Below are 20215 nucleotides of genomic sequence, written 5' to 3'. Positions count from 1 at the left end.
CCCGCCGGGATTTGAGAGATGGCCAAGAAAAAGCGCGGCGATGCTCACGGCGGCGGTCACGGCTGGTTCGTGACCTTCGCCGACCTGATGGCGCTGCTGCTGGCGTTTTTCGTGATGCTGGTTGCGTTCTCCACGCAGGACGCCAACAAGCTGAAGATCGTCGCGGGCTCGATGCGCGAGGCGTTCGGCGTTCAGAGCGAAGCGCGCTACTCCGGCATCGTCGAGTCCGACGGCCTGCCGACACGCCCGCGGCTGAAGAACGTCGATCACATCCAGCCCGAGGATGCCTCCAACACGCCGACCCCGGACCAGGAAGATCGCGAGAAGACGTCCGGCGCGAAGATCAAGGTCGACCGCAACTTTGCGCTCGCCGCGGCCTCGCTGCGCCAGGCCTTGCAGGACATGCCGGAACTGACCGAAATGTCCAAGCACATCATGTTCGAGGAGACCAAGCAGGGCCTCAATCTGGAGATCGTCGACCAGGACGGCCGCTCGATGTTCGCCGACGGCTCCAAGGTTCCTTATGACCGTACCCGGCGACTGGTCGAGAAACTCGCGATCCCGCTGAAGGCGACGCCGCTCCGCGTCTCCATCGCCGGCCATACCGCGGCCGGATTCGTGCCCACCCGCAGCGATTACGGCGCCTTCGATCTGTCGGCCGACCGCGCCAATGCGGTGCGCCAGATCCTCGAACGCGAGGGCCTGCCGCCGTCGCATATTTTCGCCGTCTCCGGCAAGGCGGATACCCAGCCGCTGTTTCCGGACGATCCCTCGCTTGCGGCCAATCGGCGGGTGACCATCACCCTGATGCGCGAAGATCCGCCGCTGCCGCCGAATTTGAAGCCTTAGAGGGCTCTTGCGCTACCATCCTACCTGAGGCATGTGGTCACGCCAGCGACGAACGTTGCCGCGCCGTCACAGCAACTGCCCGGGGTCCTGTTATGGTGGTGTGCCGATTGACAGTCGTGGCGGAAGCGTCAAAAGGCGCCGGATCAATTCCAGGGACGAGGCGTTTTTCACCCCCATGACGGCGAGCACCTCATCGACCGAGACCCAGGACGGGCAACCGGTCACCTCAGGTTTTTGGGCCCTCACGCTTGGGAGCATCGGCGTCGTCTTCGGCGATATCGGCACCTCGCCACTCTATGCATTCCATGAGGCGGTCAAGGGCGCGGCTCACGGAGAGCCGGTCTCGCGGGTGATCGTGCTGGGCGTGCTCTCGCTGATCCTGTGGGCGCTGCTGATCGTCGTCACCGCCAAATACGTCCTGTTGCTGCTGCGCGCCGACAATAACGGGGAGGGCGGCACGCTCTCGCTGATGGCACTCGGCCAGCGCGCGCTCGGGCGGCGAAGCTGGGTCTTGCTCGCGCTCGGTGTGGTCGGCGCCTCCATGTTCATCGGCGATTCCATGATCACGCCGGCGATCTCGGTTCTCTCGGCTGTCCAGGGCCTCAAGCTCGCGACGCCCGCGCTCGAGCACTATGTCGTGCCGCTCACCGTCCTCATTCTGGTGCTGCTGTTCGCCGTCCAGAGCAAGGGGACCGCACTGGTCGCCTCGGCCTTCGGTCCGGTCATGGTGGTCTGGTTCGCCGTCATCGCCGTGATGGGGGCCGTCCACATCGCCGACGACCCTTCCGTGCTGGCGGCAATCAATCCCTATTACGCGGTGCAATTCGTGCTGTCGCACGGCGTGATCGGACTCGTGACGCTCGGCGCCGTGTTCCTGGCGGTGACGGGCGGTGAGGCGCTTTATGCCGATCTCGGCCATTTCGGCCGCAAACCGATTCAGTCGGCCTGGATGTTCTTCGTGCTGCCCGCGCTCCTGATCAACTATTTCGGGCAGGGTGCGCTCGTGCTGTCCGATCCAAGCGCGATCGAGCATTCTTTCTATCGCATGGTGCCCGAAAACCTGGTGCTGCCGCTGGTCGGGCTTGCGACCGCGGCGACCGTGATCGCGAGCCAGGCGGTGATCACCGGCGCCTATTCGCTGGTCTATCAGGCGGTGCAACTCGGCCTCCTGCCGCGCTTCGAGGTGCGCTACACCTCCGAAACCCATGCCGGCCAGATCTATCTTCCCCGTGTGAATCGTCTGCTGCTGATCGGCGTGATGCTGCTGGTGCTGCTGTTTCACACCCCCAGCAATCTGGCCTCGGCCTACGGCATCGCGGTGTCCACTACCATGGTCGTCGACGGCATCATGGGATTCGTCGTGATCTGGAAACTGTGGAACTGGCGTGCGGCGACGGCTGCGGCCGTGATCGTGCCCTTCGTCATCGTCGACCTGAGCTTCTTCAGCGCCAATCTCCTGAAGCTGCTCGAGGGCGCCTGGGTGCCGCTCCTGTTCGGCGCTGCCATGGCGGGGACGATCTGGACCTGGCGGAAAGGCTCGGCAATCCTGATCCAGAAGACGCGCCGGATCGAGGTGCCGCTGGACGACCTGATCCGAAGCCTGGAGAAGCGCCCGCCGCACGTCGTCAAGGGCACTGCGGTATTCCTGACCAGCGATCCCGCCTTCGTGCCGACCGCGCTGCTGCACAACCTCAAGCACAACAAGGTGCTGCACGAGCACAACGTGATCCTGACGATCGAGACCGCGCATACGCCGCGGGTCGAACTGTCGGAGCGGTTCCGCATGGAGAAGATCAGCGACAAGTTCTCCAAGGTTCGTCTGCGCTTCGGCTATATGGAGCAGCCGAACGTGCCGAAGGCGCTCGCCATCGCGCGCAAGCAGGGCTGGCAGTTCGACATCATGTCGACGTCGTTCTTCGTGTCGCGGAGATCGCTGAAGGCCTCGGCTCAGTCGGGCATGCCGCTGTGGCAGGACCATTTGTTCATCGCGCTGAGCCGGTCGGCCAACGATGCCACCGACTATTTCCAGATTCCCACAGGGCGGGTGGTTGAAGTCGGAACCCAAGTCACTATTTGAGCGCAACTGGCAAATCCATGCAAAATTAGCATGGCTATGGTCCGGAATTGGCCTAGGCTATGCCGGCAGCGCAGGACTATAAGCCGCGCGCTCTTCCGCCGTTGTGCCGTGAAGCATTCTAGAGGCCATAGGGCTCTTCCATGACCAGTGACGTAGCAGTTCCCGCCCCGGAGACGGCGGCGGCCAACGGACATGGCGAGGCCCATACCACGGCCAGCTTCGGCGCGCTGACGCTCGGCAGTATCGGCGTCGTCTATGGCGATATCGGTACCAGCCCGCTCTATGCGTTCCGCGAGGCGGTGACGGCGGCTTCCGGGCACGAGGGCCTGCCGACCGCTGCGGCCGTGCTCGGCGTGCTCTCCCTGATCCTGTGGGCGCTCATCATCGTGGTGACGCTCAAATACGTCGTGATCCTGCTCCGCGCAGACAACAACGGCGAGGGCGGCACGCTGGCGCTGATGGCGCTCGCCCAGCGGGCGGTCGGCACCGGCGGGTCCGCCATCGTGCTGCTCGGCATCATTTCCGGAGCCCTGTTCTACGGCGATGCCGTGATCACGCCGGCCCTCTCGGTGCTGTCGGCGATCGAGGGCATGAAGGATGTCACTCTAAGATTCGAGCCTTACATCGTTCCGCTGACCATCGTGATCCTGGTCTGTCTGTTCGCCGTGCAGTCCCGCGGCACGGCGCGCGTCGCGGCCTTTTTCGGTCCGATCATGTGCGTGTGGTTCGCGGTTATCGCGGCGGCGGCGATCCATCCGATCATCCAGCAGCCGCAGGTCCTGCTTGCGCTGAACCCGATCTATGCCGTGTCCTTTATGCTCAACCATGGCATCATCGGCTTCGTGACATTGGGGGCGGTTTTCCTGGCCGTCACCGGCGCCGAGGCGCTCTATGCCGACCTCGGCCACTTCGGCAAGCGCCCGATCCAGTTCGCCTGGCTGTCGATCGTGCTGCCCTCGCTGGCGCTGAACTATCTGGGGCAGGGGGCGCTCGTCCTCAGCGACCCCGGTGCGATCGTGAGCCCGTTCTTCCAGCTCTTCCCGCAAGGCGTTCTCCGCGGCTGCATGGTCGTGCTGGCCACTGCCGCCACCGTCATCGCGAGCCAGGCCGTCATTACCGGCGCCTATTCGCTGACGCGGCAGGCGATTCAGCTCGGTCTGCTGCCGCGATTTGAAATTCGCCATACATCCGAAGCCCATTCGGGCCAGATATTCATCCCTCGCATCAATCAGCTGCTGCTGGTCGCGGTGGTGCTGCTGGTGCTCATGTTCCGCTCCTCCAGTGCGCTGGCCTCGGCCTACGGCATCTCGGTCACCGGCACCATGGTGGTCACCGCCATGATGGGCTTTGTCGTGATCTGGAAGGTCTGGCGGTGGTCGCCATTCGCCGCCGCCGCTCTCATTGCGCCGTTCCTGTTCCTCGATCTGACCTTCCTCTCCGCCAACCTGCTCAAGGTGTTCGAGGGCGGCTGGGTGCCGCTGGCGCTCGGCGCGCTCATGATCATCCTGATGTACACGTGGCGGCGCGGCAGCCGGCTCTTGTTCGAGAAGTCGCGCAAGCTGGAATTCCCGCTCGCCGATCTCGTGGCGATGCTGGAGAAGCGGCCGCCGCAGCGGGTGCCCGGTACCGCCGTGTTCCTGACGTCGGACCCCCTCAGCGCGCCGACCGCGCTGATGCATAGTCTGAAGCACTACAAGGTGCTGCACGAGAAGAACGTCATTCTGACCATCGAGACCGCGCAAACCCCGCGGATCGATCCGGCGGACCGCGTGAGGCTTGAACAGATCTCACCGACCTTCTCTAAGGTGACGCTGAAATTCGGCTTCATGGAATCGCCCAACGTGCCGAAGGCGCTGGCGATCGCCCGCAAGCTGGGCTGGCAGTTCGACATCATGTCGACCTCGTTCTTCCTGTCGCGCCGGGCGCTGAAACCCGCGGTCCATTCCGGCATGCCGCGCTGGCAGGACCGGCTGTTCATCTCGCTCAGCCGCTCCGCCAACGACGCCACCGACTATTTCCAGATCCCCTCCGGCCGCGTCGTCGAAGTCGGTACGCAGGTGACCATCTAGGGCCGGGATTCGATGCGCACTTCAAGTCGCTGCGATTTAGCTTTAACTTGCGCCGCACGGCTCAAGCCTTTGTAGCGCTTGATTTTCGCCTCCCGAGAGGCGAGGTTGCCGCCGGCCGGGATCGCCCCGGCGCGCGGCTGCGACGTTGGAGGATGATGTGGCAAATCAAGTGCAGGATCTGACCCCGGACGAGGTCGCCAAGGGTGTCGTGGAAGGCCGCTATCTGCTCGTGGACGTCCGCGAGCCGAACGAGGTTCAGGCCGAAGCCTATCCCTACGGCGTCGTGGTGCCGCTCTCGACCTTCGATCCCAAGGCGATCCCTGATCCCCAGGGCAAGCAGGTCGTGTTCGCCTGCCGCTCAGGCAAGCGCTCGGTGACCGCCTCGCTCGCGGCGCAGGCGGCGGGCCTGCCTTACGACAAGCATCTGGCTGGCGGCATGCTCGGCTGGAAGGCGGCGGGACTTCCCAGCAAGGTCGGTGGCTGATCGGCCCGATGTCCATCACTTCCCTGAACAAGAGCTCGTCCCTGAACAAGGTCTTCGCCGACCTTCCCGTCACGATCTTCGAGGCGATGTCGCAGGCCGCGCGCGACAACAATGCCATCAATCTCGGCCAGGGCTTCCCTGATGATCCCGGCCCCGAGGACATCCGGCGCGCCGCGGCCGAGGCCTCGCTGAACGGCTACAACCAGTACCCGTCGATGATGGGGCTGCCGGAACTGCGTCAGGCGATCGCGACCCATTACGGTCATTGGCATGGCCTCAAGCTCGATCCGATGAGCGAGGTGATGGTGACCTCCGGCGGCACCGAGGCGCTGACCTCGGCGATTCTCGCGGTGGTCCAGCCCGGCGACGAGGTGGTCTGCTTCCAGCCTGTCTATGATTCCTATTTGCCCATCATCCGCCAGGCGGGCGGCATTCCGCGCCTGGTCCGGCTCGAGCCGCCGCACTGGCGGCTGAATGAGGACATGCTGAAAAGCGTCTTCAATTCAAAGACCAAGGCGGTGCTGTTCAACAATCCCTTGAATCCGTCAGCGGTGGTCTATCCGCGCGGGGATCTCGAGCTGCTTGCGCGTTATTGCCAGGAGTTCGACGTCATCGCGATCTGCGACGAGGTTTGGGAGCACGTTACCTTCGATGAGCACGAGCACATCCCGCTCATCACCATCCCCGGCATGCGCGAGCGCACCATCAAGGTCGGCTCTGCCGGCAAGATCTTCTCGCTGACCGGATGGAAGATCGGCTTCGTCTGCGCTGCGCCGCCGCTGCTGCGCGTCGCAGCCAAGGTGCACCAGTTCCTGACCTTCACCACCGCGCCGAACCTCCAGGCCGCGGTCGCCTACGGCCTCGGCAAGTCCGACGACTACTTCCTGTCGATGCGCAAGGATCTGGCGCGGAGCAGGGACCGTCTGACCAAGGGGCTCGAGAGCCTCGGCTTCCCCGTGCTGAAGTCGCAAGGTACCTACTTCCTCACCGTCGACCTGTCGCCGCTGGGGCTCAACGAGAGCGACACCGAGTTCTGCTGGCGGATCGTGAAAGATTACAAGGTCGCGGCGATCCCGGTCTCGGCATTCTACGAGCAGGACCCGGTGACGTCCGTGGTGCGCTTCTGCTTCGCCAAGAAGGACGAGACGCTCGACACCGCGCTGGAGCGGCTGTCGGACGCGGTGCGTGGACGCAAGAGGTAGAGAGAGATGACGACGATCGGCCGCTCGGGATTCCACCTTGGTCTCGCCGCCGCAGTGCTGATGTTCTGGACCGCGCCAGCGACCGCCGAGGAGCGGGTCGTCAATTTCTACAACTGGTCCAACTATATGGCGCCTGGCGTCCTCGAGGCCTTCACCAAGGAGACCGGCATCAAGGTTGTCTACGACACCTTCGATGCAAACGAGACGCTGGAGACGCGCCTGATGGCCGGCAAGTCCGGCTATGACGTGGTGGTGCCCACCGCCTATTTCCTGCAGCGCCAGATCAAGGCCAGCATCTTCCAGAAGCTCGATAAGTCGAAGCTGCCGAACCTCGCCAATGCGTGGCCGATGGTCACCAAGCACCTTGCGACCTACGACCCCGGTAACGTCTACGCCGCCAACTATATGTGGGGCACGACCGGCATCGGCTACAACGTCGCCAAGGTGAGGCAGGTCCTCGGGCCCGACGCCAGGATCGACAGCTGGGACATCGTCTTCAAGCCGGAGAACCTCGCCAGGTTCAAGGACTGCGGCGTGCACATGCTCGACTCCGCCGACGACATCTTTCCGGCGGCGCTGAACTATCTCGGGCTCGATCCGAACTCGACCAAGCAGGCGGATCTGGAGAAGGCGGCCGATGTCGTCGCGAAAGTTCGCCCCTCCGTGCGCAAGTTTCATTCGTCCGAATATCTGAGCGCACTCGCCACCGGCGAGATCTGCTTCGTGGTCGGCTGGTCCGGCGACATCATGCAGGCCCGCGCCCGCGCGGCCGAGGCCAAGAGCGGCATCGAGATCGGCTATGCGATCCCGAAGGAGGGCGCGCAGATGTTCTTCGACAATCTCGCGATCCCCGCCGATGCCAAGAACGTCAGCGAAGCCTACGAATTGATCAACTATCTCTATCGCCCCGATGTCGCCGCCAAGAACTCGGACTTCCTGTCCTACGCGAGCGGCAATCTCGCCAGCCAGAAGCTCATCGATCCGAAGATCCTGAACGACAGGAACATCTATCCGGACGACGCGACGCTCGCAAAGCTGTTCGTCATCACGGCGCGCGAGCCGGCGACGCAGCGGATCATCAACCGGCTCTGGACCAAGGTGAAGACGGGGCGGTAGAGGCCACAGCGAGAGCGAAGGCGCACCTTCCTCGCAGTCGTCATGCCCGAGCGTGTCCCGCGCATCCACGTTCTCCTGTAGGGGGTCGGCCCGTGGATGGCCGCGCCACGCCCGGCCGTGACGGAGCGGCGAGCCCGGTTTACCGCCACCTGCGGTGCAGCCACAGCCACTGCTCGGGATGCTCGCGCACCCAGCCTTCCACCACATTGGTGACCGCCTGGGTCGTGCCCTGGATGTCGATCTTGCCGTCGGCATCGCGGACCGGTGTGACCTCTTCCGTGAGCTCGCCGCGGAAGCGGCCGCCGGGCAGGCGGATGATGCGCACGCCGTGGATCGGGCACTCGACCTGGCGGAGCAGCCGCGCCAGCATCGGGTTGGCGCGGGTCTTGCGGCCGAAGAAGGTGACCTCGACGCCGCCGGTCAGGTATTGGTCGATCAGCATCGCGACGTGCTTGCCGTCCTTCAGCGACTGCGCGAGCCGCAGCGGCGCGTCGCGGCCCGCGGGGATCAGTGTCCCCATGTTGACCTGCCGCATCTCCTGGATGATGCGGTCGGCCGAGGCGATGTTCGGGCGGCGATAGAGGATCGCGGTGTCCAGTCCATGCGCGACCGCGGCAAGTGCCGGCAATTCCCAATTGGCCAGATGCGCGGCGAAGATCAGCGCCGGCTTGCCGTCGTCCCGGATCCGGTCGAACAGCTCGATGCTGCGCTCGGACAATTCGATCCGACTCTTCTCCGGATGGTCGCGATCGTAGTCCCAGACGCGGTCCATATGGGCGAATTCGGCGCCGACGCGGCCGAGATTGTCCCAGACGCCCATCAGGATCTGCTCGATCTCCTCCGGCGATTTCTCCGGAAAGGCGGCGGTGAGATTGTCGCGGCCGATACGGTGCTCGCGCAGGCGCTGGCCGATCAGCTTTACGGCGCGCGCGAAAAAGTTCGAGGTCTTGACCGGATCGAAATAGCGCGTGGTGCGGAGCAGGCCGACGGTGGCGGCGCCGATCAGGCTGCCCCCGAGCGACTTGGCAGCCTCCCGCGCGCGGGCCTTCGTGCTCGCCGGAAGCAGCGTCATGCGTCCGGTCAGGCCGGTTCGCGGGTCAGGATCAGCGAGGCGTTCTGGCCGCCGAAGCCGAACGAGTTCGACATCACGGCGGTAACGCGGGCGTCGCGCGCCTTGTTGCCGACGACGTTGAACAGGATCGTGGGATCCGGAGTTTCGTAGTTGATCGTCGGCGGGATGCGCTGATGCTCGAGCGTGAGCAGCGAGAAGATCGCCTCGACGGCGCCGGCGGCCGAGATGGTGTGGCCGACCATCGACTTGTTGGAGGTGACCGGAATCTTCTGCGCGAGCTCGCCGAACACGGCCGATGTCGTGTTGAACTCCATCTTGTCGTTTTCTGGTGTCGCGGTGCCGTGCGCGTTGATGTGGTCGATCTGGTCCGGCGTCATGCCGGCGTCGGCCAGGGTCTTGTTCATGCAGCCGATGATCGGCTTGCCGTCGGGCGAGGAGCGGGTGCGGTGGAAGGAATCGGTGAGCTCGCCGCAGCCGGCGATCACGCCGAGGATCTTTGCGCCGCGCGCCGTCGCCGCCTCGTAGCTTTCGAGCACCAGGGCGCCGGCGCCTTCGGCCATCACAAAGCCATCGCGGTTCTTGGAGAAGGGACGGGAAGCCGCCTGGGGCGGATCGTTCTGTGTCGACAGCGCCGAGAGCAGCGAGAAGCGCACCAGCGCTTCCGGGTTCACGGTGCCGTCGGTCGCGACACACAGCGCGGCATCAGTCTCGCCGCGGCGGATCGCTTCGACGCCGAGCTGGATCGACGTCGCGCCCGAGGCGCATGCGGTGGACAGCGAGATCGGCGAACCCTTGGTGCCGAACACCTCGGCGAGGTGCGCGGCGACCGAGCCGAACATGAAGCGATGATGATAAGCGGCGTACTTGCCGCCGCCGGAAATGCGGAGCAGATCGTCATAAGTGATGTCTTGCTGGCCAACGGCGCGACCGAGTTCTCGACGCTGAGGCCATTCGACCTCGACCGGCGCAACCGCGAGGAAAAGAGGGCCCGGGAAATCGGCCTTGGCGCCGATTCCGGCCTGCTCCAGCGCTTCCTGCGTCACCAGCTCGGCCATCCGCTCCGACAGGGCGGTGGAGGAGAACGGATCGACGCTGACGAAATCGACCGTGCCGGCCATCGTGGTCTTCAGGCCGTCGACCGGAAAACGCGTGATCGTGCGGATGCCGGATTCACCGGCGACGAGCTTCGCCCAATTGTCGGCCTTGCCGGCACCGAGCGACGTCATGATGCCCATGCCGGTGACGACGACAACGGGACGCCCGAGTTTGTCTCGTGGTGCAGTCATGTCGATCCCCGCTTGAGCTAAACCGCCTCGACCAGCGCCATGCCTTCGCCGCGCCAGTGTCCGGCTCCCACCACCACAATCTGGGTGGGCGCCCCCTGCATTTCAATCTCGGTCCCGGTGGAATCGTTCGGCGGGAACAGAGCACCACGCGAGATCGACAGCGCAGCGAGCGCGACTCCGAGCGGGAATTGAGTTTCCATGGCGTGCCCGAACATCGTGCCGGTCGAGCGCACCGGAAAGTCGGTATGGCTCTTCAGGAAGTCGCGCTCTTCCGAAGTCGCGGGCTCCGCACCGGTTGCCCCGGTGATGATCGCGCCCTTGCCGTCGTGCTTAGGCAGCTTGTCCCACAGCTTCTCCAGCGTCGCGGCCATGTCGCCGGGCTGCGTGCGTTTGGCGAGGTCCGCGACCACGCTCGACAGTTTTGCGAACGGCTTTGCGCCGCGCGCTTCCGCATGCGCCTTCGATTCCAGCACCAGGAAGGCGCCGGCCGATCCGAGCGCGAAGCCGGCGTGGTCCTTACGGGCCCACACGGGAGCGAACTTGTCCTTGAGGTTGAAGTCGCCGAATTCATAGAGGACCAGCAAGTCCTTGCGCTCGCCATTGTGCGAGCCGCCGACCAGCGCGATGTCGCTCTCGCCCGAGGCGATGCGCGCGAGCGCAATGCGGGCGGCGTCGGCGCCGGCGACTTCTTCGCCCATGAAGGTGCGCGAGGTGCCGCCCAAGCCGTGCACGATGGCGATGTTGCCCGCTAGCAGGTTGGAAAGCTGGGCCAGGAACAGCGTCGGCCTGAGATCGCTCATCAGCCGCTCGTTGAGGAAGCCCGGCGCGTTGGCCCCCTTGGCCTCGGCCGTCAGCACGCCGGTGTCGACGTTGAGATCGCGCTCTCCGCCGCCGGCGGCGATCACCATGTCGATCTTCGACAGGATGTCCTTGTTGCCCTTGATGCCTGCCGAATCGAGCGCGAGACCTGCGGCATAGGTGCCGATGCGCTGCCAGGCTTCCATCTGGCGCTGGTCGCCCTTCTTCGGGATCTGACTGTCGAAGGATACCGGCATCAGCGGATGCACGATGTAGGGTGCAAAGCCCTTCTCGTCGACATTGATGCGCTTTTCCTGAAGCGCGGCCCAGTTTGCGTCCAGACCCTCGCCGAGCGAGGTGGCAAGGCCAATGCCGGTGATCCAGACTTCCGTCTGGCCGGGCTTCGAAGCAGTGTTGGTCATGGCGATATGGCCTGTTGCGGAAACCCGACGCGTTTGGCGATGGCGTCCATGTGGGAGCGCATATCCGCATTGGGGAAGGGGATCAGCGTGAAGGTGAGCGCCGAATTCGCGCGCAGCTTGCCGCCGACCCTGATCTTGGCCTCGGTCATGGCGTAGCCGGAGCCCTCATGGGTGAGGCTCGCCTCGATGCTCATGAGGTCGCCCGGGAAGACCGAACCGCGGACCTTGGCCTCCTTCACGGCGGCCAGGATCGGCATACGTTCGAACTTGAACACGCCGAGCTGGAGCCAGCCCGAAGCCTGCGCCATCGATTCGATCAGGAGCACGCCGGGCATCAAGGGATAGCCGGGGAAGTGCCCCTCGAAGATGGTGCTCTCCTTTGGGACCTGCGCTTCGACGACGATCGTCTTCTCGTCGACCTTGAGGTCGACGATGCGATCGATCATGTGGAAGTATTCGAGTTGCATGACTGCGCCCTTAGGCGCTCGCGCCCTTGGCCGCAACCAGTTCGTCGATGCGGGCACACAGGTTCTTCAGCACGAAATACTGCTCGGTGGTCGCCTTGCCGTCGTTGACCTCTTGAGTCCACTTTTCCAGGGGCAGCTTGATGCCGAATTGCTTGTCGATCGCGAACGCGATGTCCAGGAAATCGAGGCTGTCGATGCCAAGGTCATCGATGGCATGGCTATCGGGCGTGATCGTGTCGCGCGGGATGTCGCAGGTTTCAGCGATGATCGTGGCGACCTGATCGAATGTGGAAGACATCACTAAGCCTTTGATATATTGCGGATATTTGTCAGATTGTCCAGAGTGGCACGGTGGGCGGGCGTCGCGCCCCTGATGACGCCCTCAAACACCCTCTGGCCGGGTCGAGAGCCCGTATATCGGAGCGCCGCCCTGAGTTCAATGGAGCCGGGCCGGCCCCGGGGCAGCAAGTGGACAGGATTGAGGATGCCCGCTGGGACCCTTCCGCGGAGGGGCTGGCGCCAGGCCGATCCTAAATATGCCGATCCTAAATATGCGGAGTCGCGATCTTGGCGCAGTCGCGGCGGCCCATCAGCAGGCAATCCTGGGTCCGGCGCAACTCGGCGATGCTGACTGCGAGCCAAATCCCGATCGCGGTCAGCGCGATGGTGAAGGCCAGCGCCGCAATATTGGCAAGCATGCGTTGGCGGAAATTGTCGGGTTCGGCGCGCGGCTGCTCGTAGCGAGACAGATCCAGCCGTTCGGGCGCGACGCGCAACGGTTGCACGGCGCCGTTGCCGCGCTGGACCGCCGGGGAAGGCGAGGTGCGCGGCCTGAACTGGAGCACCCGGTGCTCGTCATCAGAGCCTTTGGGCCGCTGGTTGTTCATGGGGCGGGATCATTCCGAAGCAGACATTTTGATATCATATGTGACGGGCGCGTTGCAGAAAATCTTGTCAATGTCCGCGTGTGTTTCTGAGTACGCACTATTGTGCATGGACCGGTGGAGCGATCAGGGAACCGGCCCTCGTGCGGTGATGCGCGGGTTGCGATGCAACAGCAGGCATGACGACAGCCATGGAGTTCGTCACGGGACCGACTTGTGATCTCCGCGTCCCTTCCGCGTGGATTTTGTCGTCACAGGGCCCATGGCATAGTCGTGGGAGCCCCGATCATCGGCTGCAACATGTGAGGACCTTTCGAACATGACCAATACGCGCGAGCCGCGAGTGCATCCGGTCCCGATCCTGTCGCTCCGGCCGACGCAGATGACGGTCGGAATGCGCGAGGTCAAGGAGAAGCGCAAGCGCTGGCGCGGGCAAGACAAGGACAAGCAGGCCGATCTGCTTGGCAAGCACATGATCCCGGTCGTCTACGGGCCGGAGAAGCGCTATTACGTGATCGACCATCATCATCTCGGCCGCGCATTGCACGACGAGGGCGTCAAGGAGGTGCTGGTGACCGTTATCGGCGACCTCAGGATGGTCGGGCGCGATGCGTTCTGGGGCGTGATGGACAACAAGCGCTGGGTCTATCCCTACGACGCCAAGGGCGAAAGACGGCCGTTCCGCGACTTGCCGAAATCGGTCGCCGGCCTCAAGGACGACCCTTTCCGCAGCCTTGCCGGCGAGCTCCGCCGCATAGGCGGCTTCGCCAAGGACACCACGCCGTTCTCCGAATTCCTGTGGGCCGACTTCCTGCGTCGACAGGTCTCGCGCAAGGTGGTGGAGGCCGATTTCGACAAGGCGCTCGAGAAGGCCATGGCCGCGGCCCGAAGCAAGGATGCAATCTATCTGCCCGGCTGGTGCGGTCCGGAGGACGATGATTAGGCGATGGCGCCGTGCGGCACCACCAACCGCGCCAGATCACGGTCGCTTGAGCGAAATCACTTTCCCGTCTCCATGAAGTGGTCCTGAAACAGGGCCGTCCCATCTCATTGGGGTACGAGCTCACACAGGAGGCCGGAATGCGCCGTCTGGTTTTTGCCATTGCCTTGCTCGCCGTCGCCACGGCAGGGATTTCGGCATCGTTTGCCGCAGTTCATCACGCCAAGTCGTTGACATTTGCCGAACGCTTCGCCCCGGCGCTCGAGTTGATGGCAAAGCGCTAGCGGCTCGGCGGCCAGGGCACTCTTGCAGTCCGGGTGCGCTTGATCTTCCGCAATTCGCAAGCGCGGCCGGAGGCTATCGTCCGCCTGCATGATTGCCGAAGCAGCGTTGCGTCCCGATGTCGAGGGCGGTGGGCTCAAGGTCATGCCGACTGGAGACATGGCAATGAGCCTCATCTTTCGCATCCTTTTCATCGTCGCCGGCGCGGTCACCGCGCTGTTCGTTGCGCGTGATGCCCTGAACTTCACGATCATCCAGACCTTTGTTGCGATTATGCTCGTGACCGCTATCGTGGGCGTTGGAAGTCTCTGGAGCCTGCGGCGGAAGACGTGATCGAGGCAGAACGCGGCAGTAAAGCCGGCCTGAGCGAAGCCGAGGCCCGGTTGCGACTGCAACAGGAGGGCTACAACGAGCTGCCGCGGTCCGAACGGCGCACGCCTTTGCGCATCGTCTTGGAAGTCCTTCGGGAGCCGATGCTGGCGCTCCTTCTGTGCGGCGGGCTGATCTACCTCCTGCTGGGCGATCTCCGCGAAGCACTAATTCTGCTGGCGTTCGGCGGCATCACCATCGTGATCACCATCGTGCAGGAGGCCCGTACCGAACGCGTGCTGGAAGCATTGCGAGAGCTGACCAGCCCGCGAGCGCTCGTGGTCAGAGATGGGGAACGCCGGCGGATCGCAGGCCGGGACGTCGTCCGTGGTGATCTCCTCGTCCTCTCCGAGGGCGATCGGGTTCCGGCGGATGCGGTGCTCACGAGCGCACGAGATCTGGCTGTGGACGAATCCCTGCTTACCGGAGAGTCGGTCCCGGTTCGCAAGCAGCACGTCAAGATGCCGGCCGCCGAATCGGCCTTGGCCGATCATCGTCCGGGCGGCGACGACCAGCCCTTCGTGTATTCCGGCTCACTCGTCGTAAGAGGCGAGGGCCTCGCCGAGGTCGAGGCCACCGGCCCTCGCAGCGAAATCGGGAAGATCGGGCTGTCTCTGCATGGCTTGCAGCCGGAGCCGCCTCGGCTACAGCAGCAGACCGCACGGCTCGTACGGCTTTGCTTTCTCGGTGGCGCAGCGATCAGTCTGGCCGCTGTCCTGCTTTACGGATTTTTGCGCGGAGATTGGCTGCAAGCGTTGCTCGGGGGCATCGCAATCGGCATGTCCATGCTTCCTGAGGAGTTTGCCGTCGTCCTCACGGTGTTCATGGCCATGGGTGCCTGGCGCATCTCGAAGGCACGCGTGCTGACGCGGCGCGCCGCCGCAATCGAGGTGCTTGGCTCTGCCACGGTGCTATGCACCGACAAGACCGGGACGTTGACGCAGAACCGGATGTCGGTTGCGGAGCTGAGATTGCGCGACGGGACATGCGTGCGGCCTGCGCCCTCGCAGCCCGCTCCCGCGGGAGAAGAGTTCTTCGAGCTGGCGCGTTGCAGCGTTCTGGCGAGCTCGCCAGAACCGTTCGATCCGATGGAGAAGGCCTTGCACGCGTTCGCGCGTGCCGGTCTGCCGCTGGATGTCGACGCCGATGGCGATCGGACCTTGATCCGCACCTACGGCCTGCGTCCCGAACTGCTGGCGATGACCCAGGTCTGGCGATCGTCGCATCGCCAGGGAGTTTTCGCCGCCGCGAAAGGCGCTCCCGAGGCGATTGCGCGGCTCTGCAAGCTGGACGGAGCGGACCAGGAGGCGATGCGCGCTGCGGTCGCGGCGATGGCGAAGGATGGTCTTCGGGTGCTGGGGGTGGCCGCTGCAACCTGCGACCGCCAGGATCTGCCGTCTTCGCAGGAAGGCTTCGCATTTCGCTTCGTCGGTCTCGTCGGCTTGGCCGATCCGCTTCGCCCCGGCGTCCCCGAGGCGGTGGCTGAATGCCGTTCGGCTGGCATTCGCGTCGTCATGATCACGGGCGATTATCCGGCGACAGCCATGGCAATCGCTGGGGAGGCCGGGCTCGACGTCAACGAGGTCGTGACCGGCGAGCAGGTCAAGCTCGCGGACGAGAGCGAGCTCGAGGCACTTGTCAGGAACGGGAACGTCTTCGCGCGGATTTTGCCGGAGCAGAAGCTGCGGATCGTTCAGGCGCTGAAGCGCGGCGGCGAGATCGTCGCGATGACCGGCGACGGCGTCAACGACGCGCCCTCCCTGAAGGCTGCCCATATCGGGATCGCGATGGGGGGGCGCGGCACCGATGTCGCTCGCGAGGCATCCTCGATCGTCCTGCTCGATGATGATTTCGGCTCCATCGTCGCATCCATCCGCCTGGGACGCCGGATCTACGACAATCTGCGCAAGGCGATGGCGTTCATTTTCGCCGTTCACGTGCCGATCGCGGGACTTGCGCTTCTTCCCCTGGTCTTCGGGCTACCTCTGGTTCTGGGCCCCGTTCACATCGCGTTTCTGGAGCTGATCATCGATCCCGTCTGCTCGCTGGTGTTCGAAGCCGAGCGGGAGGAGCGCGATGTCATGAAGCGTCCGCCGCGGCGTGCCGATGCGGAGCTGTTCTCTTGGCCCCTGATCGCCTGGAGTGTCCTGCAGGGCGCCATGGCGTTCGCTTTGATCGCCGTGATCTTCGTCGGCGCGCTTCGCTCCGGTATTCCGTCCGATGAGGCGCGCACGCTCGCATTCATTGCCCTCGTCGTCTGCATCGCCGCGCTGGTGCTGGTCAATCGGTCCTTCAGCGCATCCTTCTTGTCCGCCTTCTTCCGTCCAAACCCGGCATTGCTCGGGATATTCCTCTCGATTGCGCTCGTTCTCGCCACGGCCCTGCTCTGGCCGCCGGCGTCCGGTCTCTTTCGTTTCGGTCCACTGCACCTCGACGACCTGATGATCACGCTCGGCGCAGGATTGTTTGTGCTGACGGTGCTGGAACTGCTGAAACCGTTGTGGGCACGGCGGCTGCGGTTTTGAATCGTGATGCGGCGCACTGACGGCCGAACCGTCGAAGACGCGGCTATGGGTGCTGCTCCCCCGGGCCGCTTTCGACCTCGTGCGCCTCGTCCTGGCCGCCAAGCATACGGTGCAGCCGGCGCTCGATGCGGCGGCCGATGGTCAGCAGGACGAAGGCCAGCGCCAAGGCGACGGCGACGATCTTCCATTGTCCGGCGCCGCAGACGATGCCGAGGCAGGCGGCAAGGAAGGTGCAGGCGGCGCTGGTCAGGCCTCGAACGCGAAACCCCGTGCTTTGGTGCACGATGACGCCAGCGCCGAGAAAGCCGATCCCGGTGAGGACGCCCTGGATGACACGGCTGGCAGCGTCGGCGACCTTGGTCGGCTCAGCGAGCTGCAGTGCGAGCAGAACCACGGTCGCAGTGGAGAGCCCGACGATGCCGAGCGTCTTCAGCCCGATCGGCTTGCCGTGCAGATCGCGGTTGAGGCCGATCGCGCCCCCGGCGAGCGTCGCAACGCCGAGACGCAACAGGACATCGGGCCAATCGAGCTCGCTCATGGCGTGTCGATCATTTCTTCGGCAGTCGTCCCATCAGATAGAACTCCTCGTTCGGCCGCATGCCCGTGAAATTCGCCAGCCGGTTCGACAGCGCAAAGAAGGCGGAGATCGCGGCGATGTCCCAGACGTCGTCGTCGCTGAAGCCGTGCGGCGCGAGCGCGGCGAAATCCTCCTCGGATATCCGCTGCGCGTCGGCCGAGACCTTCATGGCGAAGTCGAGCATCGCCTTCTGTCTCGGCGTGATGTCGGCCTTGCGGTAGTTCACCGCGACCTGGTCGGCGATGAGTGGATTCTTTGCGCGGATGCGCAGGATTGCACCGTGGGCGATCACGCAATACTGGCACTGGTTCGCCGCCGAAGTCGCCACCACGATCATTTCGCGCTCGGCCTTGGTGAGGCCGCCGTCCTTCTCCATCAGCGCGTCGTGATAGGCGAAGAAGGCGCGGAACTCGTCGGGACGATAGGCCAGCGTCAAGAACACGTTCGGCACGAAGCCGCTCTTCTCCTGAACGGCGAGAAGCCGCGTGCGGATGTCGTCGGGCAGCGTGTCGAGGGCGGGTGCGGGAAAGCGTTGCGCTGGCTTTGTCATGGGCATGGTTCCGGCTTGGGGCAGGCAACCATAGTCGAAGCGGGCGACGGGCTCAACGCGCCGCAGTCGCGCGAATGTGCCCGCGTCCGGAACACAAGAGGTTTTACCGCAGTGGCTTCTTCAGCAGCGAGAAGCGGTCCGGATCGAGGCCCATCGATGGTTGCAGCATCGGGGCTTCGGCGGTGGTGAGCATCTTCGCCGGCGGCTGCGAGAACACCGGATCGTTCGGCACGTCGCGCTGCGAGGTGGCGCCGCGCCAGCGCTCGAGCACGGCGCCGACGAAATGCATGTCGTGGCCGGAGGTGACGGACGGCACGCTGCTGATGGTGGCTTCGCCGCGCGGCAATTGATGCGGCGGCACCTCCTTGAAGCGCAGGCGCGTCGGCAGCGCGACGCCTTCGCCGAACGCCAGCACCTCGCGGGTGCCGAGCGAGGGTACGAAGGACAGCAAATTCGCGGCCGCATCAGACACCGCGGCACGCAGCAGTGCCTGGTCGCGCTCGTTGGCAAGACGCATTGTGAACAGCGTGTTGCATTGGGAGATGATGGTGGCGTCGAGCTCGGCCGGGCGCTGGGTGATGAGGCCGAGATAGACGCCGTATTTGCGGCCTTCCTTGGCGATGCGCGAGACTGCCTTGCGGGTTGGGCCGAAGCCGACATTGCGGTCGGCGGAAGCGTAGCGGTGCGCTTCTTCGCAGACGAACAGCATCGGCGACACGCCGTCGCTCCACAGGCCGAAGTCGAAGGCCATGCGGCAGAGCACCGAGACGACGGAGTCGATGACCTCGGCCGGGAAGCCGGCGAGCTGCATCACCGTCATCGGCTTGCCGTTGGCGGGCAGGCGGAACAGATGGCTGATCACCTCGGCCATGGTGTCGCCGCCGACATTGGCATTGTCGAACATGAAGGCGTAGCGCGGGTCGTTGCGCACCGCCTCGATGCGCGAGATCAGCTTGTGATAGATGATGCGCGAGGAGCGGTTCTCGAGCTTGCCCATGCGCTCGTCGATCAGCGAGATCAAATCGACCAGGCGATACGGCACCGGCGTGTCGACGGTGAAGCCGACTTGCTTGGGATCGATGCGCTTCAGGCCGAGGCGGTCGGAGTTCTGATACTGCGTGTAGATGCCCTTGGCGATCGGGATCACCTCGGCGAGGACGTCGAGCTCCTCCGGCACGCCGGAGCGGCCGCCGAACAGCACGTCGACGATTTCCTCGAAATTGAACAGCCAGAACGGCAGCTTCAGGTTCCGCGGGTTGAGCACGAGCGCACGGTCGCCGAAGCAGCGGCCATATTCGTTGTGCACGTCGAGCAGGAAGATGCGCAGGTTCGGCCGTGCCTTCAGGATCTCGTTGAGCAGGAGCGAGACGCCGGTCGATTTGCCGACGCCGGTCGATCCCAGCACGGCAAAATGCTTGGACAGCATTTCCTCGACGTCGACATAGGCGACGACGGAGCGGTCCTGCTGGAGAAAACCCACGTTGATCTGGTCCGACCCGGTCGGCGCGTAGATCGTGCGCAGCTCCTGGCTGGTGATCAGGTCGACGGCATCGCCGATGGTCGGATAGTTGGTGACGCCACGCTGGAATTTGGCCTTGTCCGCGGCATTGAGGATCTCGCCGAGCAGGTCGACCGAGGCGATGGCGATGTAATTGTCGGAACTCGACAAATTCTCGCAGGAGACCTCGGTGATCATCGCAACGATGACCGAACTGGCGCAACGAATGCTGACGAAGCGGCCGACGGTCGCCCGAACCTCCGAGATCGGCATCTGGCTTGCGGCCAAAAGCCCGACCCGGGCGAGCGATCCGCGAACCGAAATCACGCGTCCAAAGGATGTCACGATCGATGAACCTGCAAGAGCAAGGGATTTGCCCCGGACTATGCGCGGCCGTCGCTGCACAAACGGTTAAACGCCGGGCGCGGGCGCTTCGTTAAATCTGCGGTAATTTGGTCGGGAGCTTTGTGGCCAATGCATACTCTCGGGCGCGATTGCCGGGAAAATGCTGCATTTCTAGGCCGCCAGCTCGAGAGGCCTTAAGGAAGATTTTACCATCCGGACAGGGTGCCGTTCGCTCCGGGGCACTCATCGCCGCCATTGGAGGCCATTTGCAGCGCCAGTGATTTGTTGACTGGACCTAATGATTTGTACATTAGTACAAATCAAGCCGGCCACCCTCGATGCCGTGCGGAGCCCGCGCCGTTGTGCCTGGTGTCCAGGCGCGCCGTCCGGTCAGGCGGCCCGC

Annotated in this window: 19 protein-coding genes; 10 read left to right on the top strand and 9 right to left on the bottom strand. The window is 64.3% G+C overall.

What is annotated here, in order from left to right; all coding sequences use genetic code 11:
• The first annotated feature begins 18 nt into the window (after positions 1 to 18).
• From ACYCVF_RS15220 to ACYCVF_RS15195, 6 genes are all read left to right on the top strand, one after another.
• The gene (locus ACYCVF_RS15220; RefSeq protein ID WP_459596305.1) at positions 19 to 849 is read left to right on the top strand and encodes a flagellar motor protein MotB; all 831 of its coding nucleotides are present in this window, start codon (positions 19 to 21) and stop codon (positions 847 to 849) included.
• 175 nt (positions 850 to 1024) lie between these two features.
• Positions 1025 to 2926 carry a potassium transporter Kup gene (locus ACYCVF_RS15215; RefSeq protein WP_459596304.1) on the top strand — a complete coding sequence of 634 codons (1902 nt, stop codon included), beginning with the start codon at positions 1025 to 1027 and terminating at the stop codon, positions 2924 to 2926.
• Positions 2927 to 3066: 140 nt separating this feature from the next.
• Positions 3067 to 4995, top strand: a complete 1929-nt coding sequence (locus tag ACYCVF_RS15210; RefSeq protein ID WP_459596303.1) for a potassium transporter Kup — start codon at positions 3067 to 3069, stop codon at positions 4993 to 4995.
• A 157-nt stretch (positions 4996 to 5152) separates the two neighbouring features.
• Entirely contained in the window at positions 5153 to 5479 is a 327-nt protein-coding gene (locus ACYCVF_RS15205; protein WP_459596302.1) for a rhodanese-like domain-containing protein, read from the top strand.
• Between the two features lie 8 nt (positions 5480 to 5487).
• The gene (locus ACYCVF_RS15200; RefSeq protein ID WP_459596301.1) at positions 5488 to 6681 is read left to right on the top strand and encodes an aminotransferase; all 1194 of its coding nucleotides are present in this window, start codon (positions 5488 to 5490) and stop codon (positions 6679 to 6681) included.
• 6 nt (positions 6682 to 6687) lie between these two features.
• Positions 6688 to 7797: a polyamine ABC transporter substrate-binding protein gene (locus ACYCVF_RS15195; RefSeq protein WP_459596300.1), complete on the top strand. Its 1110-nt coding sequence runs from the start codon at positions 6688 to 6690 to the stop codon at positions 7795 to 7797.
• 139 nt (positions 7798 to 7936) lie between these two features.
• Here ACYCVF_RS15195 and ACYCVF_RS15190 read toward each other — a convergent pair whose 3' ends face one another.
• From ACYCVF_RS15190 to ACYCVF_RS15165, 6 genes are all read right to left on the bottom strand, one after another.
• Positions 7937 to 8869 (bottom strand): lipid A biosynthesis lauroyl acyltransferase, encoded by a 933-nt coding sequence (locus tag ACYCVF_RS15190; protein WP_459596299.1) that lies wholly within the window; start codon positions 8867 to 8869, stop codon positions 7937 to 7939.
• An 8-nt stretch (positions 8870 to 8877) separates the two neighbouring features.
• Positions 8878 to 10155, bottom strand: coding sequence for a beta-ketoacyl-ACP synthase (locus ACYCVF_RS15185; protein WP_459596298.1), 1278 nt, complete (start codon positions 10153 to 10155; stop codon positions 8878 to 8880).
• A 17-nt stretch (positions 10156 to 10172) separates the two neighbouring features.
• On the bottom strand, positions 10173 to 11375 hold the full coding sequence (locus tag ACYCVF_RS15180) for a beta-ketoacyl-ACP synthase (protein ID WP_459596297.1): 1203 nt from the start codon (positions 11373 to 11375) through the stop codon (positions 10173 to 10175).
• The gene (locus ACYCVF_RS15175) at positions 11372 to 11842 is read right to left on the bottom strand and encodes a 3-hydroxyacyl-ACP dehydratase FabZ family protein (protein WP_459596296.1); all 471 of its coding nucleotides are present in this window, start codon (positions 11840 to 11842) and stop codon (positions 11372 to 11374) included. The genes ACYCVF_RS15180 and ACYCVF_RS15175 overlap by 4 nt, the downstream gene beginning before the upstream one ends.
• 10 nt (positions 11843 to 11852) lie before the next feature.
• Entirely contained in the window at positions 11853 to 12140 is a 288-nt protein-coding gene (locus ACYCVF_RS15170) for an acyl carrier protein (RefSeq protein WP_007592476.1), read from the bottom strand.
• A gap of 247 nt (positions 12141 to 12387) precedes the next feature.
• Entirely contained in the window at positions 12388 to 12729 is a 342-nt protein-coding gene (locus ACYCVF_RS15165; RefSeq protein WP_459596295.1) for a hypothetical protein, read from the bottom strand.
• Positions 12730 to 13045: 316 nt separating this feature from the next.
• Between ACYCVF_RS15165 and ACYCVF_RS15160 the strand changes: the two genes are divergently transcribed.
• The 4 genes from ACYCVF_RS15160 (at position 13046) to ACYCVF_RS15145 (ending at position 16842) form a co-directional block, all read left to right on the top strand.
• The gene (locus tag ACYCVF_RS15160) at positions 13046 to 13669 is read left to right on the top strand and encodes a ParB-like protein (protein ID WP_459596294.1); all 624 of its coding nucleotides are present in this window, start codon (positions 13046 to 13048) and stop codon (positions 13667 to 13669) included.
• Positions 13670 to 13806: 137 nt separating this feature from the next.
• Positions 13807 to 13950: a hypothetical protein gene (locus tag ACYCVF_RS15155; protein WP_459596293.1), complete on the top strand. Its 144-nt coding sequence runs from the start codon at positions 13807 to 13809 to the stop codon at positions 13948 to 13950.
• A gap of 88 nt (positions 13951 to 14038) precedes the next feature.
• The gene (locus ACYCVF_RS15150; RefSeq protein WP_459596292.1) at positions 14039 to 14281 is read left to right on the top strand and encodes a hypothetical protein; all 243 of its coding nucleotides are present in this window, start codon (positions 14039 to 14041) and stop codon (positions 14279 to 14281) included.
• Complete coding sequence (locus tag ACYCVF_RS15145) at positions 14281 to 16842, top strand: cation-translocating P-type ATPase (RefSeq protein ID WP_459596489.1); 2562 nt, start codon at positions 14281 to 14283, stop codon at positions 16840 to 16842. The genes ACYCVF_RS15150 and ACYCVF_RS15145 overlap by 1 nt, the downstream gene beginning before the upstream one ends.
• A gap of 43 nt (positions 16843 to 16885) precedes the next feature.
• Here ACYCVF_RS15145 and ACYCVF_RS15140 read toward each other — a convergent pair whose 3' ends face one another.
• The 3 genes from ACYCVF_RS15140 to ACYCVF_RS15130 form a co-directional block, all read right to left on the bottom strand.
• Positions 16886 to 17380 (bottom strand): MgtC/SapB family protein, encoded by a 495-nt coding sequence (locus ACYCVF_RS15140; RefSeq protein WP_459596291.1) that lies wholly within the window; start codon positions 17378 to 17380, stop codon positions 16886 to 16888.
• Positions 17381 to 17390: 10 nt separating this feature from the next.
• Positions 17391 to 17969, bottom strand: coding sequence for a peroxidase-related enzyme (locus ACYCVF_RS15135; RefSeq protein WP_459596290.1), 579 nt, complete (start codon positions 17967 to 17969; stop codon positions 17391 to 17393).
• A 103-nt stretch (positions 17970 to 18072) separates the two neighbouring features.
• Entirely contained in the window at positions 18073 to 19812 is a 1740-nt protein-coding gene (locus ACYCVF_RS15130; protein WP_459596289.1) for an ATP-binding protein, read from the bottom strand.
• Positions 19813 to 20215: the final 403 nt, after the last annotated feature.

The organism is Bradyrhizobium cedriense (genome assembly GCF_054602315.1).
The sequence above is the reverse complement of the archived record's forward strand: the minus strand, read 5'-3'. Positions and strand labels throughout refer to the sequence as shown.